Origin of the sequence: Haloactinopolyspora sp., from assembly GCF_027324685.1 — a bacterium.
Lineage (GTDB): Bacteria > Actinomycetota > Actinomycetes > Jiangellales > Jiangellaceae > Haloactinopolyspora.
Genome location: NZ_DAHVSH010000073.1, coordinates 1 through 2,661, shown reverse-complemented (window position 1 = coordinate 2,661; position 2,661 = coordinate 1). Strand labels below are relative to the sequence as shown.

The following is a 2,661-nucleotide window of genomic DNA, read 5'->3' as shown; positions in this document are numbered from 1 at the left end:
CACCGAGGTGACCGTGGTCCGGGTCAGCCATCCGATCGCCGCGGACACCGCGACCATCCCCAGGAACACCACCAGCAGCGCGTACCCCAGCCGGTTACGTCCCGAGCTGAGGACTTCATGCGCGACGACCGCGGTGAACGGGCCTCGTGCGCGCTGATCCGGGCGCGCACGCTGCGTGACCTCGACCGTCGGCTCGTTCACGCCGCGGCCGTCGCGTCGATGTGCAGGTAGATGTCTTCCAGGGACTCCTGGTCTGGGAAGGCCGCGCTCGTGTCGGCCATGGACGCGTGGTAGGCCAGCCGACCGCTGCGCAGGATCGCGATGCTGGTGCAGGTCCGTGTCACCTCCGCCAGCAGGTGCGTGTTCATGAAGATCGTCATACCCAGGTCCCGGTTCAGGCCCACGATGATCTCCCGCAAGCTCCGAACACCCTGCGGATCCAGTCCTGAGGTCGGTTCGTCCAGGAACAGGACGGAAGGCTGGTGGACGATCGCCTGGGCGATTCCCACCCGCTGCCGCATGCCTTTGCTGAAGGTGCCCACGCGCCGGTCCTTGTGCGCGGCGAAGTCGAGGTACTCCAGCACTTCTCCGATCCGCCGGTCCGGCCGTCGAAGCCCGGACAATCGGGCGAAGTACCGAAGGTTCTCCATGACCGTAAGGTTGTCGTAGAAGGACACGTTCTCCGGCAGGTACCCGATGATCCGTCGCACCCCGTCAGCGTCGCGAGCGACGTCCAGCCCGGCGATCTGCACGGTTCCCGAGGTGGGCCCCAGCAGCGTGGTCAACAGGTTCACGGTGGTGGTCTTGCCCGCACCGTTGTGCCCGAGCAGCCCGAAGATCTCGCCGGCAGGAACACTGAGATCCAGCTGCTGCAGCGCCGGTCGCTCACCGAAGAACTTGCTCAGACCCCGCGTGGTGATCGCAGCCTCAGTCATGGACGCGACCTTAGGGATGGCCCGATGGGAAGAACGTGAGAGACGTCAGCCGTTCCACAGGCGTCGGAGCATCTCCAGCGTGGCGCCCGGTCCCGCGGGCGATCTGGGTCGCGTCGGCGGCGCGGTCAACGAAGTCACGGGCGGCCGTGCAGGTTCACCCGTCGAAGTCCGCCAGGAGGTCCCCCCGCCGCTCGGTGTTGGCCGGGCTCATCCACCCGCGCGGCGGCCCCGCCACATCAGCGAAGGCTCGCGTGGCTTGCGGCGACCGGCCGCGCTCGGCGTCGTTGGTCGACCGGTCGAGCAACGACGCATCCGGCGCATTGGTTCTGGCACCTCGCCGGACGCCAACCGGCATGGCGAAGACCACCGAGCCTGTCGGCGACGGGCTGGAACTGACCCTGTGGCGCGGGGTGGTTTCGAGTCGTCGTCGCAACACGTCCTTGAGAATCGGGGTTCGTGTTGGCGTCGTCTCGTCGTGTTGCGAAGGGTCCTGGTCGTCGTCGGCAGTCGGCGAAGCAGGCGCAGTTCTTCCGTCTGCTGGCCCGCGGGTGGACGGCAGCCGCCGCTCGGCGGGAGGTGGGCATTTCCCGGTCCACGAGCCGCAACTGGCGCAACGGGTTCAAGGTCTACCGCGACGGCGAGGTCATCGGGTTCGTCCCTCCAGTGGATCCGCTGACGGCCTCGCCGATCAGTTCCCGGTTCTTGTCGCAGCACGAGCGGATCGAGATCGCCGATCTGCACCGCGCCGGCAAGAGCGTGCGCGCGATCGCCGCCGAGCTGGGCCGGTCCCCATCGACAGTCAGCCGTGAGCTGCGTCGCAACGGCCGCCGCGACGGTCAGTACCGGCCGTTCGAGGCCCACCACAAGGCGGCGATGCGTCGGCGCCGCCCACGCGCGCCTCGGTGGACGACGACCCCAACTCTTGAGGCGTTTCTCCGAGAGCACCTGCGGCAGCGTTGGAGTCCGCAGCAGATCAGCCGCGAGTTGGGCCACCGGTTCCCCAACGACCGGCAGATGCACCTGTGCCCGGAGTCGATCTACCAGGCGATCTACCGGCCCGGCAGTCCGCTGACCAGGCCTCCGATCACACGCCACCCGGCCCGCTCGCCGCTGCGCACTGGACGTGACCACCGTCGGGCGCACCGACGTCTCGAGCAGCGCCAGCACCGCTTCACCGCGCCTGGGCTGAGCATCCACGAGCGGCCCTTCCCACCCGAGGACCGATCCCATGTCGGCGCCTGGGAAGGCGACCTGATCGTCGGCCCCGGGCACCGGTCCGCGATCGGCACCCTGGTCGAGCGCCACACCCGGTTCGTCAAGCTCATCCACCTACCCGGGCAGGACTCACGCGCGCTGCGCGACGCGCTCATCGACGACCTCGCCGGCCTGCCGGCGCAGCTGCGCACGTCGATCACCTGGGACCAGGGCACCGAGATGTCCCGCCACCGGGACATCACCGCCGCCCTGGGCACGAAGATCTACTTCGCCGACGCGCACTCGCCCTGGCAGCGCGGCAGCAACGAGAACACCAACGGGCTGCTACGCCAGTACTTCCCGAAGGGCACCGACCTGTCGCGGCACACCCCGGCCGACCTGAGGGCCGTCGCCGACGAACTCAACGCACGCCCCAGAGCAGTCCTCGGACACCAACCACCGGCCGCTCTCTTCGCCACGCTGCTAGCGTCGGCAAACCACCCACCGTTGCGATGACCACTGGAGACCACCC

Annotated in this window: 3 protein-coding genes and 1 pseudogene; 1 reads left to right on the top strand and 3 read right to left on the bottom strand. The window is 68.8% G+C overall.

The genetic code is table 11. The annotated features are described in order from the left end of the window. From M6444_RS08240 to M6444_RS08230, 3 genes and pseudogenes are all read right to left on the bottom strand, one after another. Positions 1–201, bottom strand: a pseudogene (locus M6444_RS08240) (hypothetical protein); the annotation flags it as partial. Further along, positions 198–935 carry an ABC transporter ATP-binding protein gene (locus M6444_RS08235; protein WP_298325409.1) on the bottom strand — a complete coding sequence of 246 codons (738 nt, stop codon included), beginning with the start codon at positions 933–935 and terminating at the stop codon, positions 198–200. The pseudogene M6444_RS08240 and the gene M6444_RS08235, both read right to left, overlap by 4 nt. Before the next feature lie 154 nt (positions 936–1,089). After that, entirely contained in the window at positions 1,090–1,290 is a 201-nt protein-coding gene (locus M6444_RS08230; RefSeq protein WP_298325407.1) for a hypothetical protein, read from the bottom strand. Between the two features lie 101 nt (positions 1,291–1,391). Between M6444_RS08230 and M6444_RS08225 the strand changes: the two genes are divergently transcribed. Then, positions 1,392–2,645: an IS30 family transposase gene (locus tag M6444_RS08225; protein WP_298325404.1), complete on the top strand. Its 1,254-nt coding sequence runs from the start codon at positions 1,392–1,394 to the stop codon at positions 2,643–2,645. Positions 2,646–2,661 lie beyond the last annotated feature (16 nt).

Bases quoted from the DNA above. Each gene is read 5' to 3' on its own strand.
- M6444_RS08235 (WP_298325409.1), bottom strand. From the start codon at position 935: ATGACTGAGGCTGCGATCACCACGCGGGGTCTGAGCAAGTTCTTCGGT.
- M6444_RS08230 (WP_298325407.1), bottom strand. From the start codon at position 1,290: ATGCCGGTTGGCGTCCGGCGAGGTGCCAGAACCAATGCGCCGGATGCG.